This is a genomic window from Microcoleus sp. w1-18aA5 (assembly GCF_036701705.1).
Lineage (GTDB): Bacteria > Cyanobacteriota > Cyanobacteriia > Cyanobacteriales > Microcoleaceae > Microcoleus.
Genome location: NZ_JAUPTE010000038.1, coordinates 36,488 through 61,847 on the forward strand (window position 1 = coordinate 36,488; position 25,360 = coordinate 61,847).

Below are 25,360 nucleotides of genomic sequence, written 5' to 3' on the forward strand. Positions count from 1 at the left end.
CACTAATGACTAATCACTAATGACTAAAAAAGGCAGCGCGACAATAAATGTAGTACCTTTGTCGATCGCACTTTCCACACTTATTGTACCGCCGTGCAGGTCAACGATGTGTTTGACAATGCAGAGTCCCAAACCCGATCCTTTAATCTTGCCTACATTAGCACCCCGTTCAAACTGCTGAAATAGTTTTCCTTGATATTCCGGTGTCATCCCAATTCCTTCATCTCGAACGCACAAAATTATTTGTTGGTTTTCGCAGCTTAAGTCTAAACTGACCTTCCCACCGTTGGGAGAATATTTAATAGCGTTTGAAAGCAAATTAGTCAGAAGGTGGTGCAGTAGTTTGGCATCGAGATTGGCGTGCAGCGGATTTGTGTGACTGCGGAAATGTAGTAGGTGTTTGTCGGTGACGATAGGTTGCAGTTCTTCTAAAATAGAATTGCATAAATCCGTCGCATTGATCGGATTTAAGTTTAAGGAAATTTTCCCGGATTCTGCTTTGCTAAGCATTAAAATATCTTCCAGCAGCCCACTCATATTACTGACGGCTTTTTTAATTCGGTCAACATTTTTATTGCTAGTTCCGGGGTTTCTCTGCAAGTCGCTATCTTCTAACATTTCAGCCGATAACTGTATGGTAGTTAAAGGAGTGTTTAAATCGTGGTAAGCCATTGAAATAAAGCGCGATCTATTTTCGCTTTTTTCTGCTGCCAACGCCATTAATTTTTTCAACCTGACTGCTTCTTGATGTTTGCTCAATGCTATCTTGATAGTGGCGTGCATTTCTCTTTCTTTAAAAGGTTTGAGTAGGTAGCCGTAAGAACCAGTATTTTCGGCTCGCTGCAAAGTTTCGTCGTCAGCATAGGCAGTTGTATAGATAATTGGTATATCTAATTCTTGATTAATTATTTCTGCTGTTTCTATGCCGTCAATGTCGCCTTTGATAACTATATCCATTAAAATTAAATCAGGTCTTAGTTCGTGGGCGCGCTGGATTGCATCCGCTCCTGAAGAAACTATATCGGCGATTTGATATCCCAATTTCTCTAGTTTTGGGGATAAATTTTTAGCAATTAACAGTTCGTCTTCGACAATCAAAATCTTAATTAGTTTTTCCTCAAAACTCATATTGTTACAATCTTTGAAAGTAGTTTAATTCGTTAAATTTTAAGTGAAAGGATGTACCAAATTCTCGGGATATTTCGATAGTTCCTTCTAACTGCTCGGTTAAAGTGCAGACAACTTGAAACCCCATCGAGTGAGTTTTCCGAAAATCTAACTTTTGAGGAAAGCCAATGCCGTTGTCCTTAACTAAGAGGTTGATTTCTCGATCGCCCGTTTGATAACATTCTACACTAACTGTACCAGTTGTGCCATCAGGAAAAGCGTGTTTCAGCGTATTTGAAACCAATTCATTGGCAATTAAACCGCAGGGAGTAGCGGTTTCAAGATTTAGGGAAATTGGCTCAGCTAATACCTGCAACTGAATTTGGTTGTTGCTAATATTGTAAGAGTGAAACAAATTACTTACCAAATCTTCGAGATATTCACCAAAATTAATTTGCGCTAAATTAGTCGAACGGTACAGTTTTTCGTGAATCAGAGCCATAGAATAAAGGCGATTCTGACTTTCTTCAAACATTTTGCTTACTTGCGGATCTGCAACTGTATTCGATTGCAATTCTAACAGGCTAGCAACTACGCAGAGGTTGTTTTTGACGCGGTGGTGAATTTCTTTGAGCAAAATTTCTTTTTCTCTGAGGGAGTTTTTCAAATTTGCTTCCGCTTGTTTGCGATCGCTCAGTTCAGCTTGCAGTTGCTGGTAAAGTAGAGATTGCTGAATGGCGATCGCCAATTGATTCACCAACTGCTGAAATAAATTGATTTCCCATTCTTTCCAATCACGAGGTCGATCGCATTGATGGGCAATCAGCAATCCCCAAAGTTTGCTGTGCTGAATAATCGGCACTACTAACTTTGCCTTAACTTGAATTTGTTTCATAAACTCCATCACACAAGGTGTAATGCTGGGAGAATCCAGTTCGGAAATTGCAGAAATTCGCCCTTGCAAATAAAGCTGATAACTGTCAGGGGGAAAAACCTCTTCGCCAAAACATCTATCTATGAGTTGGCTGCATCCTTCTGCCACGGCTTCAGCAATGACTCGCCCGCCGCTTTTGGGTAAAAGTTGATAAACCAAAACTCGATCGGCTAATAATACTTGCTGGAGTTCGGCAACCGTGGTGTTAAGAATTTCCTCTAATTGCAAAGACTGGCGGACACGACGGGCGATCGCCTCCACAAGCCGTTCTTGCTCGAACTGCTGCCCTCTAGCGAGTTCGGCGTATTTAGAATTGCTAATATCAGCGGCATAACCAATAATTTCGATCGGAATGCCCATGCTGTCAACCAATAATTTTAGTTCCGTCCTTAGCCAGCGGTAACTTCCGTCTTGGTGTAGAAAACGATACTCGCAAATGCAATTTCTTTCCTCGGACAAATCCAAAAAATTTACTAGAAATTGTGGCCTATCTTCAGGGTGAATCCGGCTCGACCAAAATTTACAATCTGCTAACAATTCTTGGGGATAGTAGCCAACGATTGTCTGAACGTTGTCGCTGATGTAAGTAGTACAAAAGTCCCCCGTCGGTGCGGCGGTAAAAATTACCGCCGGATTAGAACCCAGCAAAAATTGCAGGCGTTCTTTTAACTGCTGAAATTCCATTTCTGCTCGCTTACGATAACTGATATCTTCGATCGCCCCCATACTGTAGAGAGGAATGCCCTCGCGATCGCGGATCAGCGTCACCGTTAAGTTTGCCCACATCAGCTCGCCATTCTTCTTAATCAAGCGTTTTTCCCTTTGGAAGCGAGAAATCTTGCCGCAGATCAACTGCTTGACTTCCTCTACATCTGCGTGTACATCTTCTGGATGCGTGAGTTCACTAAAAGTCATGCTAGCCAACTCCGAATCGCTGTAGCCCAACATCTGGCGGTGAGCTTCATTAACTTTGATCGTGCGGTAGTCGCGCACGGTTGCCAAACCAAGCGCGATCGGAGCATCGTCAAATAAGTTGCGAAACTTTTCCTCACTCTTTTGCAATGCAGCTTCTGCGTGTTTGCGAGCGGTAATGTCTCGGGCTACCCACATCACCCGATCACAATCCAGTGGCGAAATACTGGCATCAAACCAAAATAATTTGCAGCCAATTTCCATGCTGTATTCAACTCTGTGGGTTTCCCCAGATGCTAATGTTTGGCGAATGTGGGCGAGGGCAAAATTAGCTTCCGCTTCTGGGAAGATTTCGGCGAGGGTTTTGCCCAGCACTTCCGGAGCAGGTTTGTACAGCAGTTCGGGAGCCGTGGGGGCGATTTTGAGGTAGCGACCGCTTGCATCGAAAACCAGCACGATATCCGTCATGGCGTTAAACAGCGCCAGCAGTTCGGCTTCGGAGTTTTGAAGTTTTTCTTCGGTCAATTTGCGATCGGTAATGTCGGTGTCAGTGCCAGTCAGGCGTAATGCCTTGCCAGAAGGCGATCGGATCGCGCTGCCGCGGGCAAGTATCCAGCAGGTGCTGCCGTCTTTACGCACCATCCGGTGTTCTACTTCATAAATTTCTGTCACACCCTCTAGATAAGCATTTACTGCTTCGGCGACGGCAACTTGATCGTCGGGATGAACGTGAGACGCCCAATTTTCCATGCGGTTAGGAATCTCTGCGTCCTGATAGCCCAACAAAGCTTTCAAAGACGGAGCAATGTAGATTTCGTCGGTTTCCAAATTCCAGTCCCAAACCCCCACTTTGCCGGCCGATACTGCCATTTCATACCATTGTGTCCGCTGCTGCACTCTCCGTTCTAACTCTGTATTGAGCTGCTGCAAAGCGATTTCTGCTTGTTTGCGATCAGTGACATCCCGGCCTGCTGCTTGATACTCGACGATTTGTCCGCTCTCGTTGAATATAGCCCGATCGATCCACTGCTGCCAGCGAATTTCCCCGCTCGGCAAAATTACTCGATGTTCGCAGGTAAAAATAGGGTTTTCGGGAGACACAGAAGTATATTGCTGTTGAAAAATTTCTCGGTCTCCTTCTGGCAGCAGCGACATGAAGCATTTGCCGAGTAAGTCGAACTGCTGCAGGCCGAAATAACGGCAGTAAGCTTGATTGACAAAAGTTATTTTACCGTTGGGGAGGTAGCGGCAAATCAGTTCGGTTTGGTCTTCCACAATCGCCAGGTAGCGCGCCTCGCTCTGCCGCATGGCATTTTCGGCATTTTGGCGATCGCTGACTTTTTCTAGTTCACAATTACCCTCTAACAGTTCGCATTGTTCCTGGAGTTTTGCCACTTCTTGATGCAGTGCCTCTATCCAGCTATACATTGCTGGGCGAATACTTTTTTCACTGATTAAACCTACGAGCTGGCCCCGTTCATCTACAATTGGCAAGCAATCGATCGAGTATTGACAAAATAGCTTGAATGCGGTAGTAATATCTGTAAATTCTGATTCTTGTAAGACAATTAAATTCCGCGTCATTGCCTCGGCAACTTTCATGCCTTGCCATCCGTATTCGGCCGCGGCTAAGTTCAGCACATCTTCCGGGCTTAGCAGTCCGACTAGCTGATTTTCATCGACAACTAAGACGCAACTAATCGATGCTTTTAAAGTTTCGTTTGAGTCGGGAAGTGCAGGGGCATTAGGCAGTGGGCAAGGGTCGATCGCCCGACGCATCAGGGCGATCGCCTCTGGGAGCGAAGTTGAGGGATCAACCGTCACAGGGTGGCGATCGACAGCTTCGTCGGGCGATCGTAAATTGGCCGACAAATTAGCAAGTTCCATTAGTCTTGGTCAAAAAGTATTGCTAATTAACTTTAGCAACACTTTTCGTCATCAGCCAGATGACTGAGGAATGATGAGCTGCCTTATTTTATGCCAAGGAGAATATAAGTTTTCATTCCCCCTTTGCCCTTAACTTCAATAGTTCCCCGCTCCTGAAATACATATTTGTGTTCCAATAACTTATAAGTAGTTTCGCTGACTTGAATCCGCCAAGGCAAACCGTGAGATTCCATGCGAGAAGCAATATTTACTGTGTCGCCCCACAAATCGTAAATAAACTTTTTTATGCCAATTACTCCGGCAACAACCGGGCCGCTATGAATCCCGATGCGGATGCTAAAATATTTATTATGGCTAGCATTAAATCGGGCTATTTCTGCTTGCATATCTAGGGCCATTTGGGCGATCGCCTCTGCGTGGTCTGCCCTGGGTTCAGGGAGCCCTCCCACCGCCATGTATGCGTCGCCGATGGTCTTGATTTTCTCTAGGCCGTGCTGTTCGCACAAAAGGTCAAATCCTGAGAAAATCTTATTTAGGATCTCCACAAGGTCGATCGGATTCATGACGGCCGACAAAGTAGTAAACCCCACAATGTCTGCGAACAAAACAGTCACTTCAGGAAAGTATTCGGCAATAGTAGTTTCGTTTTGCTTGAGGCGTTCTGCTATTGCCTTGGGCAAGATATTTAACAGCAGCTTTTCTGATTTTTCTTGTTCTTCCCGCAGGGCATCTTCTGCTTGCTTGCGTTCCGTAATGTCGTGGTAACTCCAGACTCTCCCGATAATTGTATCTCCCAGCCGCTGCGGTTGCGAATAGCGTTCAAAAAACCTGCCGTCTTGAAATTCCAACAAGTCGTAACTTTCGGCTTCTGGCTGATCGTAAAGCGATTCTATTCTCTCTTGGAATGCTTGGGGCTCTTTGAGTTGGTTCAGGACAAAGGCGATCGTTGTGGCGTCGTCTCGCAGTGCCATCACTTCATCGGGTATGCCCCACATTTCCACAAATTGTCGATTGAAAGTGACAATTTTTCCACTCCTGTCAATCGCTAAAATACCGTCCGCAGTAGAATCAAAAGTTGCTAGCAGTAGGGACACAGATTTTGCTAGAGCGTCTTCGGCCATTTTTCGAGCAGTAATATCTCGCAAAATAGCGCGAATTGCTACTAGGGAACCTGCCGCAAATTTACAGCTTATGCTACCTTCTAGCAAAATCTTTTCACGATGTTTAGTGACAAATATTAGTTCAATCGAATCTGGATATAATGTATTTTCATTAACTGTTTTTTGAGTGATAGCTTGATATAATATATCCAGATATTCGGGGGAACTGTTCGGATGAATGATATCAAAAACAGTCATTTGATCAATTTCTGCTTCGCTGTAGCCCAGAGTTTCTCGCCAAGCCCGATTTACATACAAAAAATGACCGTCCTCTCCAATACTTTGAATCAAATCAGTAGCATTTTCAAATAAGTCTCGCAGTTGTTCTTCGCTTTCCCGCAAAGCTATTTCCGCTTGCTTACGCTTAATAAATTGACCTAGTTGGGAGCCGATAGTTGCCATTATCTGGAGCAATTCTTCATCAAAACACTGCACTTCGCGGCTGAATAAAATCATCACCCCCAACACAGACTTTGCAGAATTTTCAGGGTCATAGTCGCCCCAAATTGGGAAACCAAAAGCTCCGTGTAGTCCTTCTTCAGCAGCGATTTCGCGGCGCATACAACTGTCGCTTTTTGTGACATCGGCAATCCACTGAGAGGAACCGCTGGCCCAAACAAAACCGGGTAATCCTTCGCCAAACGCACAAGTCATTTGTTCGGTAAATTCGGCAAACTTGGGGATAGAAACTGAGCGTTTTGTCCAACTGGCGACGCACCGAAGCAAATTGGGATCGGAAACCGCAGTTATTCTCTTAGTTTCTGACAGCAGTTTTTCCCCAGATTCGGGCATCCAAAGTTCGGCCGTATCCCATCCCAAGCTGTCGCAAATTACGGGGAGAATTGCTGCTATAGCTTTTTTGATGGTTTCGGATGCCGACAGGATGCGAGTGGCGACGTACTGAGTTATTTGTCGCTGGCGGGCGCGCTGTCTATCTGTGACATCGCGGCCGATGTACACGAAATCTTGAAGGGCGGGTAAAGAGCCAGAAATACCTTTAATGTCAGTCGAAATCGCCGTACAGGAAAACGAAACTGTTAGCTTTTCTCCGGTTTTTGCCGTGCAAATTACTTCCGCGTGAGTTGGCGATTGTTGAGGCTCATCTTGGCTAACTGCTTGCAAAGAGGAGCCAAAAGCAGCAAGAGCGTCTATTTGCTGACCTACTAATTCTGATTCACTGTAACCGAACAAATCTTGAGCAGCTTGATTGACTTTTTTAATTTTTCCCGATGCTGTTGTTACCAACAAAACTTCGGCCATTGAACTAATAATTTTTTCAACATAATTATTAGTAGCCGCTAAGGTACTCAATAAAATATCCATTTCATTGGTAGCTTGGACGAGAGTTTGTTCTAAAGCCATCCTGTCGCTTACGTCTTGAAAAAATATAATTAATCTATGATGATTTTCCTCATTGGTGAACTCGACAATATACATATCAAAATAAAGCCGCGAACCATTCTCCAATAGTCGCGTGATCGCTTTTAATTCAAAATTTGGCAACCGTTTTTCAAAAATATCGATTAAAATTTCTTCAGTTCCCACTAATTCTGGAAAGGGAATGCGAACATCGTTGCCGGCGACTACTTCTTCGGGACAGTCTGCAAACCGCTGCACTTGCAGAGAGATTTCTTGGATTAAAAAGTTTTTATCCAGTGCTAGGTACTCCAAGTGGTGTGGAACTAACAGTTTTTTTAACAAGGTTTTCATGTGAGATTTTTAGTGTTGAATGCGCCCTCTGGATCTAATTATCGAAAGTGAATCTATTTATCTCTGTTTCTCAAAGGGAATTCTGACTAAAAAGGTAGTGCCTAACCCTATCTTGCTGGAAAATTCGATTTGACCTCCGTGCAAATCTACACACTGCTTGACTATCGATAAACCCAGTCCTGTACCCGGTATTTTTCCGACATTTTTGGCTCGATAATAAGATTCAAAGAGTTGTTCTTGGTCTTCTAGAGGAATGCCAATGCCTGCATCTTTAATTTTAAATTTAGCTTCTTCATTATTCTGACAATTTAATTCAAAATAAATATGGCTGTCGAGGGGCGAATATTTGACCGCATTTGACAGCAAATTTGTCAAGATGTGCCGCAACAATTTGGGATCTAGTGCGGGCAACTGTTGCGTTTCCTGCGAGTCGATATCATTTTGTGTCGCGGGCGTAACTAATTCTTGATAAATAAAATTAATTGTATGATTTTTTCCATAACTAATTTTAATTGATTCTACTAACTCGCTGCAAAATTTTTTTAAGTTGACTGGTGCGGGATAGAATTCGAGTTTTCCTGCTTCGGCGCTGCTGAGCAACCGCACGTCATCTAATAGCTGAACCATTTGTTGAGATGCTGATTTAACGTGTTGCAGGTATTGTTGTTTTTCCGCGTGGGTGAGGTCGTCGCCGTAGTCTTGGAGAATTTTAGTAGCAAACAATACTGTACTTAAAGGATTGCCGAATTCGTGAGCAATCATCGAGAAAAAACGAGATTTTACCTGTCTGAGTTCTTGCTCTTTTGCCAAAGACCGGCGAATTTCTATTTCTTGTTGTTTGCGTTCTGTGATGTCCCTACCTATATAAATGAAATCGTAAAGTCCCTCTAATTCTGTCTGAATTGCCGAACAGGAAAATTCTACCCAAATTTCTTCTCCTGCTTTAGTAGTGCAGACTATTTCTAGTTCTCTACGCAGCTCTTTTTGAGACAAAATATAGCTATGGCGAGCTTGGTAAATTAATTTTTCTTCTGCTAGTATTAAAGACAGGGGTTTGCCAATGAATTCTGCTTCGCTATACCCAAATAACCATTGTGCCGATTGATTGATTGTTTTGATAGTTCCTAATGTAGTTGTCACCAACAAAGCATCGCCCATCGAACGAATAACTTTATCTATATAATCTTTAGAAGCGGCTAAGGCACTAACCAAAAGATTAGCTTCATTCGCCCTCTGAATCAACGATTGCTTCATTACCATCTTTTCGGTGGTATCTTCAATCAAAATTAGCAATTTACTTGGCAAATCTTCTTGTTCCTCTTCATATTTGATAGCCAACATATCAAAGTATAAAGGGCGGTTCTGGTCGGCAAACCGAGCGATACCTTTGACTTCAAAACCGGGCAGCCGTCCCATAATGATAGACATGAGGATATTTTCAATGCCAATCAGTTCGGGAAAACTCAGGCGAGCATCTGCACCGGGTATCGCGTCGCCCGGAGTATCGGCATAATGCTGCACTTCGGCGGAGGTTTCCTGAATGATGAAATGGTGATTTACTAGAAAATACTGTGTTTGTCGCGGGCCCAACAGCTTTCTTAACAGGGGGTTCATACTTGTTCTACCATTGTGTAAGCTAGTTTGTAGAAAATTTCGTCAACGTCTTTGCCTGTTTTAGCAGATGTTGTGCAAACTGCTATTACTTTGTCTTGACCTATCGAATGGGACATTTCCACTAGCAGCGCCAATTTTTCCTCGTCAACCAAGTCTACTTTGTTCAAAGCGACGATAATTGACCCTTTAGGGTTGACCGAAGAATAAAGCTGAATGTGTTCGGAGATTCGCTCAACGGTTTCGGAGCGGCTGACATCGGCAACTATTAAAACGCCGCTAGCTCCCTGTAAGTAAGTCGGTGCTATTCCTTTGAATTTTGTATGTCCTTCTAAGTCCCAAATCAGCAACTTTGCAGTCACGTTTTCCCGCTGTTTTACCCCTTCTAATTCTACGATTTTGCTAGAAATTTTTACTCCCACAGTGGAGAGGTATTGGTCGCTGAATTGCCGATCGACAAAACGGCGGATTAGGCTAGTTTTACCCACGCCAAAATCGCCGATCATACACATTTTTTTAGATATAGTAACTGACATAATTATTTACTGTTTATGGTCTTAGTTATTGGTTCAAATACCACGCATCTGCTTAAAAGTCGTGGTTGATTGGGTTCCACGTCGGCAGGAGGATGGGGGATGCCAACCGTTTGGAGACGCTTCGGGTCAGCACCTTGCCGCACCAAAACATCTCGCACTGCTGTGGCACGCCTGATGGACAACTGTTGATTTGTAGCAATTTCCCCAGTTCGATCGCTGTGCCCAATTATCTTAATCTGTTTTTGAGGATATTGATCCATGAAATTTTTGACACTGGCGATCATTTCTTCGTATGTTGAGTCTAATGTTGCCGTTCCTTGCTGGAAGTAGATGCGGGTTGTAATTTTCAGCGGCTCTAATTTAACTGTGCTAATCACCGATTGAACACCGGGAATTTGCTTCAGGGACTGAGCTATTTTCTGTCCGTCTGCACCCTCTCTAACTGTCCCCTCGACAGTCACTTTACGATCGCTATACCGCGTCGAAATAGAAACGCCTTCTTTCTGATTCAAAACAGCGGTAATCCGCTGCACCTCAGCCGCCGTCAAAACTGGATCAGGGGGAACATCTACAGCTATAATTTTATTATCTAATTGCAATTTCGGTGCAGTTGATGCGGCTATTTTTGCAGCTTGTTCCCGCAATTCTTGATTGGGCAACTTTCCGGTTAACTTTAATGTTTTGCCATCAACTGCAACATCTAAGCGGTAAACTGCTAATTCGGGAGTTGATGCTAAAGCTGCGATGGCATTGGCTTCGAGGCGGCGCTCAACGCTGCTGCGGTACTGATAAATTCCCCAAGGTACTAAGATTAAGCTCAAGGCGGCTAAACTGATAGCAGCTAGGGCGATCGGGGGTTTTGTTGATTTTTCCGTTTGTAGCGGATCGAATAAAGTTTTTATACACGGGTGCAGCGACTCCGGTATAGTACCGGGGTCGCCGTTAAACTCGTGAATTACTTCAGCATAATTAAGAATGAGATTACTAACGGTTTGTCGTATTTTTTGGATGAACAAGTTTGGCGGTTCTCCTTTAATCACGACGGCCATGTAGCAATATCCCGCTACTTCGAGGATAATTTTTGAGTCGCCGTATTCAATTTGATTTAGTTCGGAAGATTCCCCCGGCTGCACGATACACTCGTTAACAAAGCTGCGAATAGCTGTGAGCATTCCTGCTACCATTTCGGATTCTAACTGGTAGCTTTCTGTGTTTTGAACTTCGGAAATTATCAAGCCTGATGCTTTGTGAATTAAGAAGGCTGCTTGGACGGTAAAGGGTACTGATTCTTTGAGGATTAATTCAGCTTCGGAGACTCCTTGTACTTTGGAGCGAATTTTTCTCTGGAATCCTTCGACGCTGATGGCATTTGACACTTTTTCATTGATTGTCTTGATAGCTTCTGCCATGTATCGGGAAATTGTACTGCCAATTACGGGATAGAGGGCATCCACCATAGAGTCGCGTTCGAGTTTTATTTGGGCTGTAATCGCTTTGCCCATTTCCGGGGCGAGGGCTTGGGCGATCGACTCTTGGTCAAGGCGAATTTGCTCTTTAATTGCCATACCGATTTCTGGGGCGATCGCCTTAGCAATATCCGCTGGGGAATTCACTATTTGTTGAGCAAGCGCGTCGGGAAGGAGCTCAGCTATTGCCGCACTCATTGCTGACTTGTTTTCCTGAGTTTTTGCCCTAATCACTTCGTCAATAATTGGCCCGATCGCCTTAACAACTTCTTCTCTCGAATCAGCAATTTTGCGGCTGAGAATTTCTGCGATCCAAGGCAACATCAACTCAATCAACTCTTGGGGCTCGTAGATTTGGTGCTCCAATTTCCCTAATTTATCGTCGATTGTTGCCATCAGGTGGCGCACCCCCGGCAAATCGTTTTCTGCCAGCAGATTTTTGACTTGCTCGATATCCGAGATTTTTGAGCCGAAAATCAGATTTTGCAGCGTTTCCATGGCGCTGTCGGCTTGATTTAAGTCCTGTTTAATTTGGTCTAATATTTCTGTCGGCTGTTCTAGTAAGTTTGGGATTTCTAGAGCCGAAGCCATCGCAGCATCTAAATATCCAGTTTCTAGTGGATTGGAGACTGTGGAAACTATGGGATTATCGGGAATTTCCGAGGATTTTGACTCAGTTTCGGAAGCGGAAACATCCTGTAAATGCCGATCGAACCCGTGGGATTTTTCACCCTGTACTTCCTGTAAATAATCTTTCGTTGTCAAGTTAGACAATTCTGCGACAGGCTGTGATTCCTCCTCCAAATCCGGCTGGGCGATCGCGGAAACATCTATAGTTTTAGCTGAGGAATAGTCTTTTTCCAGTTCTGAAGTGTTGAGTTTGTGAGTAGCGAATAGCAAACTTTTGAACTCGTCTGCAACAGACGGGGCATCGCTAGACTCGGGTTGGCTAGATCCAGTTTCGGGTACACTCGCTGCAACTTCCTCTGGCGCTTGCTCAGAAATACCTAACAAATCCATCAACCCGCCGAGGGCCCCAGCTTGATTATTTTCGTCACTGCTGTCATCTTCGGGATCTGCATTTTGCTGCTTGGAAGCCGCAAAGATTTTGAGATCTACTAACAGATTCAGCAAGGGTTCTAGCTGGGTTGCTGCATCAGCAGCAGACTCGTCAGGTTGAGAAACAAAACCCTCTAACTCATTTTCGTCAGCCGGATTTTCTTTCGGTAAAGCCATGCGTTATTATCCGTGATGGTGGCGCTCCGGCAACAGAAATTCGTTATTTAACTTATTATCCGCAACGCCTTTAAGTTCGGGCACAAATTCTGTTCCTTTGAGCCTCATACCGAGTTCAAACAGAATTTCTGCCATGTCGTCTCTGGAAACTTTAACATCTCTGAGCATAGAAAAGCGACGATCGAGCTCTTCAAAAACCTGTGTTTTCAAAGTGCGGGTTTCTTCAGATAGTCGCTCTCTGGTTTGGGAGAGTTCGTCGCGAAGCGAACTGGTTTGATTGTCTATAGCCTCGTCGAGGGCTTCCATGCTGCTGGAAAATTTGCGGTTAACGCGATCGACTTGCTGACGGATGTCTGCGCTTTCTTCTTGGGTGTTTGATGTGAGCGATTTAACTTTTTTTTCTAACGAATCAACTGCAGCCCTCATTTCTCCTGAAAGAACTGTTTTTACTTGTTCGATGCGAGTTTGCATATCTTGCTGCATCATCGACAAGTCGGAATCTATTTTATCGAAGCGATTGTCGTATTCTCTAAGCTGCGATCCAAAAATTATATCCCGGATCTGGTCGATATTTCCCAGCCGTTCGCGCATTTCTTCTTTAGTTATTTCGGCCATAATACCTGGAATCTCCGGAAATTGTGAGTTTAAGAACTGTGCTAGTGATTTACTACCGTTGTTGGTGGCACTAGCTTTTTTGAGTGGGGGGGGCTTTGATTTTTTGAACTCTCACCCCTGCGTCGGGGATGGGATTTTTTAGAGTCTTGACTCTAAATATCCTGAGATTCAAATTTTTGAGCCTGGTCTTGTCACCAAAAATGGCGGTTGGCTATCCTTGGCTTGCAGCAAGCTCCTAGAAGCGTAGATTTTGCTGCTATACAGCACAGCGGGGTAGGTTTTAATGTCTTGTACTGACATCCTCAATGATATCGCATCTTGACAGTGCCTCATACCACAGCGCTTGAGTCCCGGCAAAAAGCGGGCGGGCTTGCTCCACGTCCCATTATATATAATATATAACTCAAAAGCTGCACAGATCGCTCGCCGATCGACTCCGAGGGATGTTGCCTTTGAGCAGAAAGCACTTATACAGCCGAACTCGGCCCATCTCTCCCCCTCGAAGCCTCTTCTCCTGCGATCGCCCTATAAAAATTCATAGGGCCCGATCGACAGCGATCAGACCCAATAATATGAGAACTTTGTTTTTTCTAACAAACGAGATGTGTTTCCGGTTGAGAACTGTTACTTACTAGGGTTTACAACTTCTGCAGCTTTACTTTTAATCCGCAACTACAACTATGTCTGACTCGACTGCGGTTTGGCTTGACTGCTCGATCGGCAGTTCGCCACTATTCCAAGTTGTGTTCGGTTAATTTCTGCTGCGCCTGGGAATCTAGACCGGAGACACCATGTCTATATCCTCGAACTTTCTTTCTAAATATAGCGACCTCCTTTCTCTTTCTGTCCGGGTGTCTATTATTAAGTTAGCATGAGCTTTCCGAGGAGTAAAGCACAATTTGCAAAACTTGATAGGTCTTTACATTACTAAGTATAATGATATAAATATCCACATAGATGTAAGTTAGCACTCACGCACTCCGAACAAAGAAACCGGGTTTTTTCACCGAGATTGAGGATTTTAAGCAAGTATTTTGGTTAAAAAACCCGGTTCCTGGACACCCGTGCGTAAGTCCTATAAATTCTATTGTTGCTACATCTTTACATTCTTAACAGTTCTTGTCATGACTATTTCTCCTAAGTTTCTCACTGGCAGCCAAATCCGCCAAACATTCCTCGACTTTTATGCCCAGCGGGGACATAAAATCTTGCCGAGTGCTTCTTTGGTGCCCGAAGATCCGACAGTGTTGCTGACGATCGCCGGAATGCTACAATTCAAGCCGATATTTCTCGGACAGCGCGCCGCCGAATCACCGCGCGCCACCACTTCTCAAAAGTGCATCCGCACCAACGACATCGAAAACGTCGGCCGCACCGCCCGCCACCACACATTTTTTGAGATGTTGGGTAACTTCAGTTTCGGGGATTATTTCAAGAAACAGGCGATCGCCTGGGCGTGGGAACTTTCCACGGAAGTTTTCGGTTTACCAGCGTCGAATTTGGTTGTTAGCGTTTTCCGAGAAGATGACGAAGCTTTTGCAATTTGGCGCGATGAAATTGGCATTCCGGGCGATCGAATTCAGCGCATGGGAGAAGATGACAATTTCTGGCAATCCGGCCCGACTGGCCCCTGCGGCCCGTGTTCGGAGATTTACTATGATTTCCACCCAGAAAGAGGCGACAATATTGACCTCGAAGATGATAGCAGGTTTATTGAATTCTACAACCTGGTTTTCATGCAGTACAATAAAGATGCAGAGGGCAATTTAACACCGCTGCAAAATCAAAATATTGATACTGGCATGGGACTGGAACGGATGGCGCAAATCCTCCAGAAAGTCCCCAATAATTACGAAACAGATTTGATTTTTCCGATTATTCAATCGGCGGCGGAAATTGCCGGGATTGATTACCACAATAGCGATGAAAAAGTCAAGGTTTCGCTGAAAGTAATTGGCGACCATATTCGGGCTGTGGTGCACATGATTGCGGACGAAATTCGCGCGTCGAATGTTGGTCGGGGTTACATTTTGCGCCGGTTGATTCGCCGTGTGGTGCGTCACGGGCGACTGATTGGAATTCAGGGCGAATTTACGGTGCGGGTGGCTGAAAGTGCGATCGCCCTTTCGGAAGCTGCTTATCCGAACGTGCGGCGGCGGGAAGCTCAAATTAAGGCGGAATTGGCAAGGGAAGAAGCGCAGTTTCTCAAGACTTTGGAACGCGGAGAGAAGCTGCTGGAGGAAATTGTCGATCGTACAAAACAGCAAGCAAACCAACAAATCAGCGGTCAAGATGCTTTCACTCTTTACGATACCTACGGTTTCCCCTTAGAACTGACTCAAGAAATTGCTGAGGAACAGGGGATTTCTGTGGATTTGGACGGATTTGAAGCGGCGATGAAGGAACAGCAAACTCGCGCTAAAGATGCTCGCCAAACAATCGATTTGACTGTGCAGGGTTCTTTGGATAAGTTGGCTGAAACAATCCAAGGGACTGAGTTTGTGGGTTATGCTGAATTGTCGAGTTTAGCTGAGGTGGAAGTGATCTTGGTTGACGGCAAATCTGTGGAGGAAGCAGCCGCAGGTACCGAGGTACAAGTTGTTTTGAACCAAACGCCGTTTTATGCTGAATCCGGCGGACAAATTGGGGATAAAGGTTATTTGAAAAGCGGAGATAATGGTGATGGTTTGTTAGTAAGAGTTGATGATGTGAAGAAGGAATCGGATTTCTTCGTGCATTTCGGCTTTGTGGAACGGGGAACGCTGAGAGTTGGCGATAGTATTACGGCGAAAATTGACAATAGCGGTCGCCGCCGAATTCAGGCTAACCACACAGCAACTCACTTATTACAATCAGCTTTGCGAAAAATTGTAGACGATTCGATTTCGCAAGCTGGTTCGCTGGTATCGTCTGAGAGATTGCGGTTTGATTTCAATTCTCCGCGCGCTGTCACAGCAGAAGAGTTGCAGAAAATTGAGGATTTAGTTAATAGTTGGATTGCTGAGGCGCACGCTGCGGTCGTTGCAGAAATGCCGATCGCCCTTGCGAGAGAAAAAGGCGCGACTGCGATGTTTGGCGAGAAGTACGGCGATGTGGTGCGGGTAATCGATTTTCCGGGGGTTTCGATGGAATTGTGCGGCGGAACTCACGTCAGCAATACCGCAGAAATCGGGCTGTTTAAGATTGTTTCCGAAGCGGGGGTAGCGGCGGGAACTCGCAGGATTGAAGCGGTTTCCGGTCAAGCTGTTTTGGACTATTTGAATGTGCGCGATAAGGTGGTACGCGATTTGGGCGATCGATTTAAGGCTAAGCCTGAAGAATTGCCGAACCGGATTACTAATTTGCAGAATGAGTTGAAGGATACTCAGAAACATTTGGCTGCTGTGAAGTCGGAATTGGCGATCGCGAAATCCGACCAGTTGCTGAGTGCGGCGGAGGCGATCGGCGAATTCAAAATCATTGTAGCTCAATTGGGAGATGTGGATACAGAGGCGCTGAAAACTGCGGCGGAAAGATTGCAGCAAAAGTTAGGAAATGCTGCGGTTGTTTTGGCATCAATTCCTGAACCGGATAAGGTAAGTTTGGTGGCAGCTTTTAGTCCAGAAGTCAATAAGAAAGGATTGCAAGCTGGCAAGTTTATCGGGGGAATTGCTCAAATTTGCGGCGGAAAAGGCGGCGGGCGGCCGAATTTGGCGCAAGCTGGGGGACGCGATGCAAGTAAGTTGCAGGAAGCGTTGGAAAGTGCTCGCAATTTGTTAGTTGAAGGATTGGGGTAATCGGCCTTTTGTGTGGGGACACGATTCCGTGCATTAATGTCAACAAACACGTCAAACCCGCAGTCCGACAGGGTTTTAACCCCTGTCGGGCTTTCGGCTTAAATTGACACGACGAAAGGCATAGTGCCGTGTCCTGCTTTGCTACTTAATATTGAGGTACAGACGGGTCTACTTCTTCACTCCAAGCAGTAATTCCGCCCTTAACATTAATCCCCTCAATTCCAGCTTCCTTCAAAATCCCCAAAGCCTTCGCAGAACGTCCGCCCATTTTGCAGTGTGCAATCAAGCGGTGGCCGTTCAACAATTCCTTAACCTTAGCGACACCTGCGCCGTGTTCGATATCCGGCAAAGGAACCAAAACCGACCCAGGAATTTGACAAATTTGATACTCGTTGGGATTGCGAACATCCAACAATACAAAATCCTTCGCACCGCTGTCGATTAACTCCTTAAGTTCTTTGACAGTCATCTCAGGAATTTTCGTTTGCTGGCTTGCTTCCTCCGCTTTTGCTTGAGGAATGCCGCAGAATTGTTCGTAATCGATTAACTTTTCAATTACCGGGCGCACTGGATTAGGCCGCAGTTTCAATTGTCGGAACGTCATATCTAAGGCATTGTAAAGCAACAGTCTGCCGCTCAAAGTAGTGCCTTGACCCAAGATAATTTTGATAGCTTCCGTTGCTTGGATAGAACCGACAACTCCGCACAAAACGCCTAAAACGCCGCCTTCGGCACAAGAAGGAACCATGCCAGGAGGCGGGGGTTCCGGGTACAAATCGCGATAATTCGGGCCGCCTTCGTAGTTGAAAACTGTTGCTTGCCCTTCAAATCGGAAGATGGAACCGTAGACGTTGGGCTTGTTTAAAAGCACGCAAACGTCGTTCATCAAATAGCGAGTCGGGAAATTGTCCGTACCGTCAATAATGATATCGTAAGGAGTGGCAATGTCGATCGCATTTTCCGAACTAACGCGAGTTTCGTACAAATCAACTTGACAAAAAGGATTAATTTCTAAAATCCGATTTTTAGCCGACTCAATCTTCGGTTTCCCAACCCAAGAAGTGCCGTGAATTACTTGGCGCTGCAAATTGGAATGGTCTACAACATCAAAGTCTACAATCCCAATGCGGCCAACACCGGCGGCTGCTAAATACAGCAGCAACGGCGAACCGAGACCTCCCGTACCGATGCAGAGCACGCTGGCAGCTTTGAGACGCTTCTGCCCATCCAATCCAACTTCTGGCAGGATCAGGTGGCGAGAGTAGCGTTCGTATTCTTGTTTGTTGAGCTGGATCTCCTCCAGATTAGGATTTAGCATGATATTGTGTGTAGCGCAGATTTTGAATTACATCCTATCTGAATCTTTCGCATTTTTACGTGTTTGTTATTTTTACTAATTATTTCTTAATCTCAGTCGGTTCCACTAGGCGAATTTCCTCTGCTTGAAAGTTCCCCTCTCCGTCAAGACTCCAACTGCGGAGGTCTTCTGAACAGCCTTGTCGGACTGACACAATGATGTAAGAGTATTGGGCCCAGGCCAATGTTCGATCGCACTCTGAGGGCACTGCGGGACAATCCGTATGGGAATGATATATACCGATAATATCCAGAGTGCGATCGCGCCCATGTTTCATCGCCCGCAACATATCTTCGGGTCTAATAGCATACCTGCGTCTTTCTGTCAAGCCTTTTTCTTCCGGCCAATTCTCCTGGGCCTCAGCACTCCAAGCATTCTCAGTCGGCCAAACTTCTACTATATTTTTAACATCGCCAGTAACTCGACCGAGCAACAAACCGCAGCATTCTTCAGGATAAGCGCTTTGGGCGTGGGTACGCATGGATAAAATATGAGAGTCGGAAAGTGCGATCGGCTGCATAGGATTTTATTGTAGATTTTATTGTAGTTTTTTTTGTAAAGTGCGATTCCCTGCGGGATAGCTACGCTTCACGGGCTTTTTTTTAATTGTGGAACAGGCATCTTGCCTGTTCAATAATGGATTTTCTGGAGATGTCTATTGATTTGACATTCCTGTAGCTGTTTGCAAAATACTTCTATAAGCAATAACAGCTTCTGTTTGGTTAACATATCCTACATATTGACTCAATACAGAAAAGTCTAACTCAGGCAAAAATTCACTGCTGGAAATTAACTCATAACCAGACTCCCGCAAGTGGTAAAGAGAAAATTGATCGTTAGCCCAAAACCAGACTTCAGGAACCTGCAAACCGCGATACACCTCCAGCTTGTCAACACCGCCGCTAGTCAGAGCAATTTCTATCACAATATCCGGGACTTCTGCAAGTAAACCTAAACAGTAACACTCATCTGGTTCCGCACCCCGTCTCACAGCTTCGCGGCGAAATGTAGTATTTCCGTAACCGTTGAGATTAATTAGCCTTTCAAACGCATAAGTTTCTATCAACCGGGCAATAATTGTTTTAAGCCTTTCATGTTCTGGCGAATTTGTCATAATAATTTCTAACGTTCCTTCCAAGTACGTCATTCTGGGAAATTCATCGACAAATATATCGGAAAGCTGCTCGTATTGTTCCCAAGTCACATCATATAGAATGACGCGCTGTTCAGTCGCTGGAGCGAGAGTTTTTGGATCTAAAAGTAGCATAATTAATAACCTGCACTTAAGATATCTCAACGTTAGATTTTTTCGTTCCTTCTCAACTTCTTCTCTGTGTCCTCTGCGGCCTCTGCGGTTCGTTAAAAAAGTTCCTATATAAATTTAACGAACCGCGAAGACGCTTATGACACAAAGGAAGAGAAGAGAAGGGGAAAAAGAGTTAATTCAATCAAGTCGGAGTTTGCTGCAACTCAGGCCGCTCATCTGGAACGATCGCACCTTCGACAGGACACACCTGCAAACAAATACCGCAGTCAATACAGGTATCAAAATCAATCCAAAACCAATCAGTCCCCTTGACATTTTTGCCGGGGCCGGGATGAATACAAGCAACCGGACAAGCGCCAACGCAATCAGCAACTCCCTCGCAAATATTCGTAACAATAGTGTGTGCCATAGTGTTCTCTCTAAAGATTTTAGGTAGATAGGGAATTAGCAATTAGTAATTGGCAAAACCTTCTCTGAATCAGCAGGATACATAATATCATATCGGGTGATTTTTAACCAATTACCAACTACTAATTACCAATTACCAATTAGCCTAATTTACCGTTTCAATTGTTGGCAATCCTTCGACATTTACCCAAGCAATTTGAGCAATTCGTCGATCGCGCGCGTATTCCCGCGCCCCCTCCTCCGTCTCCCGACTCTCCAAATCTATTTCCACCCGAACTAGGTGAGTAGACTCTCGGAGTTTGCGAGCGTAAGCAAACGCGGCGGCACTAGCTTCAGGAGTTTGAGCCACAACCAACCAGTCGCTAGCTGGCGTCTGGCTGGGCAATTGCCCCTCTGTCAGCAAAACTTGGTGCAACTCTTCAATATTTAGACAAAACCCAATGCCGGGGGAATTTTGCCCTTGCGGGTCGAACAGTCCCAACAGTTGGTCGTAGCGTCCCCCTTGTCCTAAAACTCGCTGTCCTGTCTTGCTGCTGCTGACAACTTCAAACACAATTCCAGTGTAGTAGTCAAATGTTTGAATTAAACTCAAATCGAGGTGAATGTGAGATTTGAGATTGGGAATTTTTGACTGACATTGGTGCAGCAATTCGATCGCTGATTTGAGATTATTTAACGCGGCTTGCTGCGGCACATCTAAATCCAGCTTGGCAACAATTGGCAACACTTCTTCTGGCCGGCCGCGCAAGTCAAACAACAGCAGAGCTCTTTCTCGCAATTCCGTTGACAGCGGCAAAGTTTCCAAAGCAATTCGATCGAGATTGGCGATCGCCCCCCGAACTTTTTGGCGCACGTTTGGCGGAAACGGTTCCAGCAATCTTGCAGTCAAGCCCGCTTCTCCCAAAACCAAATGCCACTCATCAATTTCCAAGCTCTGCAAGCACTCAGACAGCAGCAGCAGCACTTCCGCATCCGCAACCGTCCCCCCCGCGCCAAGCAGCTCTACGCCAGCTTGATAGAACTCCTGTTGCCCGCCTGAGCCAGTATCTGGGCCTTTGCGGAACACGTTAGCGTTGTAGTAGAGGCGCTGAGGCTGCCAGCGAGTCCCTGCCATCCGCATTGCAGCCGCGCGCGCGATGGATGCTGTCAATTCCGGCCGCAAACCAAGTTCTCCATCCTCGGCGTCTTGCAATTGAATTAAGGTCGATCGGTCGATCGCGCCCCCAGCCATCAAAGTCTCCAGCCTTTCTAGAGTAGAGGTAATAATCCGGTGATAGCCCCAGCGGTGAAAAACCTGCTGTAAGCGCCGTTCGATCGAAATTTTTTGAGCAACGTCAAGGGGCAATAAATCTCTTGCACCGGATGGGGGTTGGTGAACCATATCAATTTTAGATTTTAGACTTTAGATTTTAGATTGGGCTTAGAAGCTTAGCTTTAGGGGACGGTGTTAAAGTCGAACCAGGCAAGCTTAACATTCGACTTTAACAAATTAATGTGTCATATCAATTTTAGATTTTAGATTTTAGATTTTAGATTGGGCTTAGAAGCTTAGCTTTAGGAGAGGCTGTTAAAGTCGAATCAGGCAAGCTTAACCTTCGACTTTAACAAATTAAGGCGTGATAGCGTTTTGGTTTGCATGGGAATAATCATTTTCCCCGTCAGTGCGATCGTCCCGCTCTTTCTGGAGCAGCCACGATCGCGGGACGATCGCACTGACGGTACAATTCCGATTGGGTTCCGAGGTAATCTCACCAGTTCTTGATGCTTTTGAGCGAGATCACTTCACTGCTGAGCAGTTTACCAATTTCTAAATATTCCCGACTCACAACTCACAACTTCTCACTTCTTCTTCCCACCAAACAAACTTGCAAAAAATCCTGGTTTCTCGTCACCTTTTTTGGCTTTTGCGGAAGCTTGTTCCAGCTTTTTCTTAACCTCCAAAGCCGTCGGTTCTTCAGGATTTGATGCCAAAGCTTTGTTCATCTCAAGTTTTGCCATTGTGGCTTGATTTTGTTCAAGGTAACACATTGCTAACATAGCGTGAGCCTTGCTTTGTTTTGGATCGCGCTTCAGGGCTTCCCTCAACTCCAAACTTGCTTTAGCGTAATTTTTGCTGTCCATAAATCCTTGAGCTCGGCGACAATAGGCGTCGGTTCGCGGGTCTATGACCGGAATTGGGGTTGGGGTTGGGGTTGGGGTTGGGGTTGGGGTTGGGGTTGGGGTTGGGGTTGGGGTTGGGGTTGCATCTTTTATGGGTGAAGCGGGTGTAATCCCAACACCACCAAGGCGCTCTTTTCGCAGCAAATAAACCATGTTGAGTTCGCTAATTTGATCGATCGCCTCTTGCGTTTCCTTAACTGATTCGTACTGCTTGAGAGCGAGTTTGCTAACTGCTGTTTTGTAAGCTTCTTCCCAATCTTTAGCGGTAGCTAACTGTTTGGCTGCTTCGCTTTCAATGTGCATTTTCGCCTGTTCTTTAACGACGCGCTTGGCGATGGCTGCTAATAGCAGGCTGTATTCTTTGCGATCGCTTTCCTTAGAGAATTTGTTGTAAGCCGGATTGACTACTTTTGACAAAAATTGGTTAGCCCAATCTTTATCTGCTTGGCTTTCAAAAGAGCAAGTATCCGAATGCAACCGGCGGGCGATTTTCATGTAGCGCTTGCGGATGTCGTTAAACTCGGCGTCTAAGGGAATTCCCAAAATTGCGTGCTGATCTGTAAAGTCATACTTGAACAGCCCTTTTGTCATTTCAAAAGACATAACTTTTACTCTTCCTTTCCTGGCTTTTCACTATTCTTTAATGTAGCTTGAGTCAAGGGGTTCTGACCCCCGTACTACCCCCGATCTATTGCTGGGGGGCGCTACTTCCAAGAAGATAAGGGAGGAACGGCTAGCAGTGCGCTGCTGAGTTCGGCGTGTATTTTGCTGTTTGTGGCCAAAACCCGACCCGAGTTCATCTCAAAGGCACTGCCGTCATAAGCTGTAACTTGACCTCCGGCTTCGGAGACGATGAGTACACCTGCTGCTACGTCCCAAGGGGCGAGTCCCCGTTCCCAGTATCCGTCCGATCGCCCCATCGCCAGGTGTGCGAGGTCTAGGGATGCGGAACCGCTGCGCCGCACGCCTTGGGTGAGGTGGGTGAGGTGACAGAATTCGGCATAATTATTGTCTGCTGTTTCCCGTCGATCGTATGCAAAGCCAGTGACTAGCAAGCTGGTTCTCAATTCTGAGATTTGGGAAACTTCGATCGGCAAACGGTTGCAGGTTGCTCCCAATCCTTTGCCTGCCCGAAACAATTCATTATGAAAAGGGTCGTAAATTACTCCAATTTGTGGTATACCGTCGATTAAAAGTCCGATCGACACGGCCCAAAAAGGATATTGGTGAGCATAATTTGTTGTGCCATCCAAAGGGTCGATCGCCCACAGGTATTTGCTGCTAGCATCCCCTAATTTGCCGGATTCTTCGGCGAGGATGGCGTGGTCGGGTACGTGGCGGCCCAGAATTTCTAAGATGACCGCTTCTGAGGCTTTATCGGCTTCTGTGACTAAATCGCCCGATCGGCCTTTTTCTTGAATTTTTTCTAAATTTCCGCAGAAAGATTTCAGGACGGAACCGGCGGCTAGGGCTGCTTCGGTGGCTATTTCTAAGAAGTTTTGCAGTTGATTGTCTGTCATTTGTTAGTTGTCAGTTGTCAGTTGTCAGTTGTCAGTTGTCAGTTGTCAGTTGTCAGTTGTCAACAATTCCCAACTGACCGAAAGCATCCACGATACCCGCCACGTGATTCATCCGTCCCGAAATAAAAACCTGTACCCGATGAAACTTGCCCCCCGAATTTATCGGTGGGGTCAATGCTTCAATCTAAAATCTAAAATCTAAAATCTAAAATCGATTGACTATTTCCGATTTTGCTGCCGAAATTCTGCGGGAGTTTGGCGCAAAGCTCGTTCTGGATTCCACAGGCCTTTACCCATGAGTCTCGCCCATTCTTGAGCGTTGATGAGTCGCTGCTGATATTTGGTGTTGGGCGATCGCACCGAGGCCAGGGCATAACCTTCTTTGACTAGCTGTTCGTTGAGCAAATTTTTATCTTGCCACAAGTAGGCTAGTTTGCGATCGAACTGGTCTTTCTGTTCCATGTCGGATTCTAACAATACCTGTTTTCCCCTAGTTAGCTGTTCTAGTCTTTGTTTGGCTGCTTCTCCCCAAGGCTGCTGTTTTAAATCCGGTGCATCAATACCAATCAGCCTGATTTGTTCTAATAAGGCTATTTTGTCGGCTGTACTGATAACTTCGATTGTTTGCCCGCTGATGGCCCTTTCTACTTTGGCGATCGTACCTTGGGGCATTTCTGGTTTTTGGCAGCTAGCTAACAACAGACAAAGGGCGATCGCACATAATCGATAAAGCATGGATAATTGGTAGTTGATTATTTATCAAATTGCCTTATTCTTCATCCAACGGCAAACCGGCTTTAACTTTACCTTTGCCGAAGTAGCGACCGAATTGCAGTTCGTACACTTCGTCTTCGTCTTGCGTCTCTACCTCGATGTTGGAACGGGGATAGCTGACGCACAGCAGGGCATAACCTTCTTTTTGCAGTTCCACAGAAAGCCCCATTGCTTCTGGCTGGTGCAGTTCCCCCGAATTGACGCGCACCGCACAGGCGGTACAAGCGCCGTTGCGGCAGGAAAAGGGCAATTCTACTCCTTGGTTTTCGGCGCTTTGAAGGATGTAGCGGTCTTCGGGTACTCGCACGGTGTGGCGATCGCCTGTCTGTCTGTTATGAATTTTAATTGTGTAAGAGTCAGTCATGGAATTTTAGATTTTAGATTTTAGATTTTAGATTGGGGTTTGGCGGGCAAACTCCTTTAGATGAAGGGGTTTGCGACATAGGTAGGAGAATCCAAGCCGGCTCGTTTGACACCCTATCCACATTAAACAGTAAATTTATGCCGTTACCCCTTCCCAAATCAGATTTGTTCTGTTAATATAGTTTAGCTGTGGCTAAATGAATTAATTTAGCCCTGGAGAGGTGGCCGAGCGGTTGAAGGCGCACGCCTGGAAAGTGTGTTTAGGGCAACTTAACGAGGGTTCGAATCCCTCCCTCTCCGTTAAACAAGCTGTTCAGGCAAAAAAAACAGCTTGCAAAAAAAATCTCTGATATGAGATAAATAGTTTGATTAGAGCGAGATCCCTTGAATTCTTTGAGAAAAATCAAGGGATCTCGCTTTTATATTTTTGAGTGTAAATTACGGGCGATCGCGGGGAAAAATACGCCCAGATATAATGCCAATACTAGGGCGTCGGTTCAGTATTAGGAGTTGACAAAACACACTGAAAATGATATGTGAATTGAAAATCCTGTTAAATTC

The 25,360-nt window shown here is 45.4% G+C and carries 18 protein-coding genes and 1 tRNA gene; 3 read left to right on the plus strand and 16 right to left on the minus strand.

Annotated elements, in window-relative coordinates; translation table 11 throughout:
- Positions 1-9 precede the first annotated feature (9 nt).
- From Q5691_RS15510 to Q5691_RS15540, 7 genes are all read right to left on the minus strand, one after another.
- A complete protein-coding gene (locus Q5691_RS15510) occupies positions 10-1,128 on the minus strand; it encodes an ATP-binding protein (RefSeq protein ID WP_333345521.1) in 1,119 nt (372 codons plus the stop codon).
- A gap of 4 nt (positions 1,129-1,132) precedes the next feature.
- Positions 1,133-4,840, minus strand: a complete 3,708-nt coding sequence (locus Q5691_RS15515; protein ID WP_333345523.1) for a PAS domain S-box protein — start codon at positions 4,838-4,840, stop codon at positions 1,133-1,135.
- A gap of 83 nt (positions 4,841-4,923) precedes the next feature.
- Positions 4,924-7,710 (minus strand): adenylate/guanylate cyclase domain-containing protein, encoded by a 2,787-nt coding sequence (locus Q5691_RS15520; RefSeq protein ID WP_333345525.1) that lies wholly within the window; start codon positions 7,708-7,710, stop codon positions 4,924-4,926.
- Between the two features lie 57 nt (positions 7,711-7,767).
- Complete coding sequence (locus tag Q5691_RS15525; RefSeq protein ID WP_333345526.1) at positions 7,768-9,324, minus strand: PAS domain-containing sensor histidine kinase; 1,557 nt, start codon at positions 9,322-9,324, stop codon at positions 7,768-7,770.
- The gene (locus Q5691_RS15530; RefSeq protein WP_333209385.1) at positions 9,321-9,857 is read right to left on the minus strand and encodes a Rab family GTPase; all 537 of its coding nucleotides are present in this window, start codon (positions 9,855-9,857) and stop codon (positions 9,321-9,323) included. Before Q5691_RS15530 ends, Q5691_RS15525 begins: the two co-directional genes overlap by 4 nt.
- A 2-nt stretch (positions 9,858-9,859) precedes the next feature.
- Positions 9,860-12,559: an OmpA family protein gene (locus Q5691_RS15535; RefSeq protein ID WP_333345528.1), complete on the minus strand. Its 2,700-nt coding sequence runs from the start codon at positions 12,557-12,559 to the stop codon at positions 9,860-9,862.
- A 6-nt stretch (positions 12,560-12,565) separates the two neighbouring features.
- Complete coding sequence (locus tag Q5691_RS15540) at positions 12,566-13,174, minus strand: hypothetical protein (RefSeq protein WP_333345530.1); 609 nt, start codon at positions 13,172-13,174, stop codon at positions 12,566-12,568.
- 1,124 nt (positions 13,175-14,298) lie between these two features.
- On the opposite strand from Q5691_RS15540, the gene alaS reads away from it, so the two are divergent.
- On the plus strand, positions 14,299-16,950 hold the full coding sequence (gene alaS / locus Q5691_RS15545) for an alanine--tRNA ligase (RefSeq protein WP_333345532.1): 2,652 nt from the start codon (positions 14,299-14,301) through the stop codon (positions 16,948-16,950).
- Positions 16,951-17,095: 145 nt separating this feature from the next.
- Here alaS and moeB read toward each other — a convergent pair whose 3' ends face one another.
- The 5 genes from moeB to Q5691_RS15570 all read right to left on the minus strand — a co-directional run bounded on the left by moeB (position 17,096) and on the right by Q5691_RS15570 (position 21,363).
- Complete coding sequence (moeB, locus tag Q5691_RS15550; protein ID WP_333209392.1) at positions 17,096-18,268, minus strand: molybdopterin-synthase adenylyltransferase MoeB; 1,173 nt, start codon at positions 18,266-18,268, stop codon at positions 17,096-17,098.
- A 79-nt stretch (positions 18,269-18,347) separates the two neighbouring features.
- The gene (locus tag Q5691_RS15555; protein WP_333345534.1) at positions 18,348-18,827 is read right to left on the minus strand and encodes a M67 family metallopeptidase; all 480 of its coding nucleotides are present in this window, start codon (positions 18,825-18,827) and stop codon (positions 18,348-18,350) included.
- Between the two features lie 135 nt (positions 18,828-18,962).
- A complete protein-coding gene (locus tag Q5691_RS15560; RefSeq protein WP_333345536.1) occupies positions 18,963-19,574 on the minus strand; it encodes a Uma2 family endonuclease in 612 nt (203 codons plus the stop codon).
- A 181-nt stretch (positions 19,575-19,755) separates the two neighbouring features.
- Entirely contained in the window at positions 19,756-19,983 is a 228-nt protein-coding gene (locus Q5691_RS15565) for a ferredoxin family protein (RefSeq protein WP_333164293.1), read from the minus strand.
- Between the two features lie 144 nt (positions 19,984-20,127).
- Complete coding sequence (locus tag Q5691_RS15570; RefSeq protein WP_333345538.1) at positions 20,128-21,363, minus strand: ATP phosphoribosyltransferase regulatory subunit; 1,236 nt, start codon at positions 21,361-21,363, stop codon at positions 20,128-20,130.
- A gap of 255 nt (positions 21,364-21,618) precedes the next feature.
- Here Q5691_RS15570 and Q5691_RS15575 point away from each other — a divergent pair, with 255 nt between their 5' ends.
- The gene (locus Q5691_RS15575; RefSeq protein WP_333345540.1) at positions 21,619-21,744 is read left to right on the plus strand and encodes a hypothetical protein; all 126 of its coding nucleotides are present in this window, start codon (positions 21,619-21,621) and stop codon (positions 21,742-21,744) included.
- A gap of 77 nt (positions 21,745-21,821) precedes the next feature.
- Here the strand turns inward: Q5691_RS15575 and Q5691_RS15580 are convergent, their stop codons facing one another.
- The 4 genes from Q5691_RS15580 to Q5691_RS15595 form a co-directional block, all read right to left on the minus strand.
- Positions 21,822-22,745: a tetratricopeptide repeat protein gene (locus Q5691_RS15580; protein WP_333345541.1), complete on the minus strand. Its 924-nt coding sequence runs from the start codon at positions 22,743-22,745 to the stop codon at positions 21,822-21,824.
- 101 nt (positions 22,746-22,846) lie between these two features.
- Positions 22,847-23,662 (minus strand): inositol monophosphatase family protein, encoded by an 816-nt coding sequence (locus Q5691_RS15585; protein ID WP_333345543.1) that lies wholly within the window; start codon positions 23,660-23,662, stop codon positions 22,847-22,849.
- A gap of 219 nt (positions 23,663-23,881) precedes the next feature.
- Entirely contained in the window at positions 23,882-24,397 is a 516-nt protein-coding gene (locus Q5691_RS15590) for a thermonuclease family protein (RefSeq protein ID WP_333310367.1), read from the minus strand.
- A gap of 34 nt (positions 24,398-24,431) precedes the next feature.
- The gene (locus Q5691_RS15595; protein ID WP_333073886.1) at positions 24,432-24,800 is read right to left on the minus strand and encodes a 2Fe-2S iron-sulfur cluster-binding protein; all 369 of its coding nucleotides are present in this window, start codon (positions 24,798-24,800) and stop codon (positions 24,432-24,434) included.
- 214 nt (positions 24,801-25,014) lie between these two features.
- Between Q5691_RS15595 and Q5691_RS15600 the strand changes: the two genes are divergently transcribed.
- A tRNA-Ser gene (locus tag Q5691_RS15600) sits at positions 25,015-25,099 on the plus strand.
- Positions 25,100-25,360: the final 261 nt, after the last annotated feature.

Excerpts from the sequence above, each read along its gene's own strand:
- Q5691_RS15595 (WP_333073886.1), bottom strand. The coding sequence starts at position 24,800 with ATGACTGACTCTTACACAATTAAAATTCATAACAGACAGACAGGCGAT.
- Q5691_RS15515 (WP_333345523.1), bottom strand. The coding sequence starts at position 4,840 with ATGGAACTTGCTAATTTGTCGGCCAATTTACGATCGCCCGACGAAGCT.
- Q5691_RS15580 (WP_333345541.1), bottom strand. The coding sequence starts at position 22,745 with ATGTCTTTTGAAATGACAAAAGGGCTGTTCAAGTATGACTTTACAGAT.
- Q5691_RS15510 (WP_333345521.1), bottom strand. The coding sequence starts at position 1,128 with ATGAGTTTTGAGGAAAAACTAATTAAGATTTTGATTGTCGAAGACGAA.
- Q5691_RS15555 (WP_333345534.1), bottom strand. The coding sequence starts at position 18,827 with ATGCAGCCGATCGCACTTTCCGACTCTCATATTTTATCCATGCGTACC.
- Q5691_RS15570 (WP_333345538.1), bottom strand. The coding sequence starts at position 21,363 with ATGGTTCACCAACCCCCATCCGGTGCAAGAGATTTATTGCCCCTTGAC.
- Q5691_RS15585 (WP_333345543.1), bottom strand. The coding sequence starts at position 23,662 with ATGACAGACAATCAACTGCAAAACTTCTTAGAAATAGCCACCGAAGCA.
- Q5691_RS15575 (WP_333345540.1), top strand. The coding sequence starts at position 21,619 with ATGGGAATAATCATTTTCCCCGTCAGTGCGATCGTCCCGCTCTTTCTG.
- Q5691_RS15540 (WP_333345530.1), bottom strand. The coding sequence starts at position 13,174 with ATGGCCGAAATAACTAAAGAAGAAATGCGCGAACGGCTGGGAAATATC.
- Q5691_RS15530 (WP_333209385.1), bottom strand. The coding sequence starts at position 9,857 with ATGTCAGTTACTATATCTAAAAAAATGTGTATGATCGGCGATTTTGGC.
- Q5691_RS15565 (WP_333164293.1), bottom strand. The coding sequence starts at position 19,983 with ATGGCACACACTATTGTTACGAATATTTGCGAGGGAGTTGCTGATTGC.
- Q5691_RS15590 (WP_333310367.1), bottom strand. The coding sequence starts at position 24,397 with ATGCTTTATCGATTATGTGCGATCGCCCTTTGTCTGTTGTTAGCTAGC.
- alaS (WP_333345532.1), top strand. The coding sequence starts at position 14,299 with ATGACTATTTCTCCTAAGTTTCTCACTGGCAGCCAAATCCGCCAAACA.
- Q5691_RS15560 (WP_333345536.1), bottom strand. The coding sequence starts at position 19,574 with ATGCTACTTTTAGATCCAAAAACTCTCGCTCCAGCGACTGAACAGCGC.
- Q5691_RS15525 (WP_333345526.1), bottom strand. The coding sequence starts at position 9,324 with ATGAACCCCCTGTTAAGAAAGCTGTTGGGCCCGCGACAAACACAGTAT.
- Q5691_RS15520 (WP_333345525.1), bottom strand. The coding sequence starts at position 7,710 with ATGAAAACCTTGTTAAAAAAACTGTTAGTTCCACACCACTTGGAGTAC.
- moeB (WP_333209392.1), bottom strand. The coding sequence starts at position 18,268 with ATGCTAAATCCTAATCTGGAGGAGATCCAGCTCAACAAACAAGAATAC.
- Q5691_RS15535 (WP_333345528.1), bottom strand. The coding sequence starts at position 12,559 with ATGGCTTTACCGAAAGAAAATCCGGCTGACGAAAATGAGTTAGAGGGT.